Source organism: Blastomonas sp. CCH1-A6, from assembly GCF_001556365.1.
Taxonomy (GTDB): domain Bacteria; phylum Pseudomonadota; class Alphaproteobacteria; order Sphingomonadales; family Sphingomonadaceae; genus Blastomonas; species Blastomonas ursincola.
Genome location: NZ_LSIS01000196.1, coordinates 1 through 1,064 on the forward strand (window position 1 = coordinate 1; position 1,064 = coordinate 1,064).

Annotated in this window: 1 pseudogene; it reads left to right on the plus strand. The window is 62.4% G+C overall.

What is annotated here, in order from left to right:
- Positions 1–936 (plus strand): annotated as a pseudogene (gene sucA / locus AX735_RS08685) (2-oxoglutarate dehydrogenase E1 component); the annotation flags it as partial.
- Between the last annotated feature and the right edge of the window lie 128 nt (positions 937–1,064).

A 1,064-nucleotide genomic window follows, 5' to 3' on the forward strand; every position in this document is an offset into this window, starting at 1 on the left:
GGGCGCTACCTGCCGCTCGAACAGGTGCCGCATGGCCGGTTCGAGGTGCTCGACAGCCCGCTGTCCGAATATGGCGTGCTCGGCTTCGAATATGGCTATGCCATGGCCGATCCCAAGACGCTGGTCCTGTGGGAAGCGCAGTTCGGCGATTTCGCCAACGGCGCGCAGATCATGATCGACCAGTTCATCGCCAGCGGCGAGGCCAAGTGGCTGCGCGCCAATGGTCTGGTGATGCTGCTGCCGCACGGCATGGAAGGCCAGGGTCCGGAACACAGCTCGGCGCGTCTCGAACGCTTCCTGCAGCTGTGTGCGGGCGACAATATCCAGGTGTGCAACATCACGACGCCGGCAAACTATTTCCACGTGCTGCGCCGCCAGATGCACCGGAACTTCCGCAAGCCGCTGATCATCATGACGCCCAAGTCGCTGCTCCGGCACAAGATGGCGGTGTCCAAGGCGAGCGAGTTCCAGGGCAACAGCCATTTCATGCGCATCCTTTCCGACCCCAACCAGCCGGAAGACAAGGACATCAAGCGCCTGGTGCTGTGCTCGGGCAAGGTGGCGTTCGACCTGATGGAGGCACGCGATGCCGCCGGTGACAAGAACACCGCGATCATCCGCCTCGAACAGCTCTATCCCTTCCCCGGCGAGCCGCTGACCATTCGCCTCAAGCGCATGGTCAATCTGGAAGAGGTCGTCTGGGCGCAGGAAGAAGCGCGCAACAATGGCAGCTGGTTCTTCGTCGAGCCGTTCATCGAAGAATGCCTGGCCGATGCTGGCGTCGCCCCCAAGCGCGCCCGTTATGCCGGTCGCGTCGCGGCGGCATCGCCCGCCACCGGCCTCGCCAAGCGGCACCAGGCCGAACAGGGCGCGCTGATCGCCGACGCGCTGGGCCATAATGTCCGTGATGAAATCCGCCGTCAGCGTGGCAGCTGAAACAGCAGAAACATAATCATTTCCGCAGGTTGAACGCGGATAGAAATAGGGTTTGTGAACCATGAGCATCGAAGTCAAAGTCCCCGTCCTGGGTGAATCGATCAGCGAGGCGACCATCGGCGAATGGC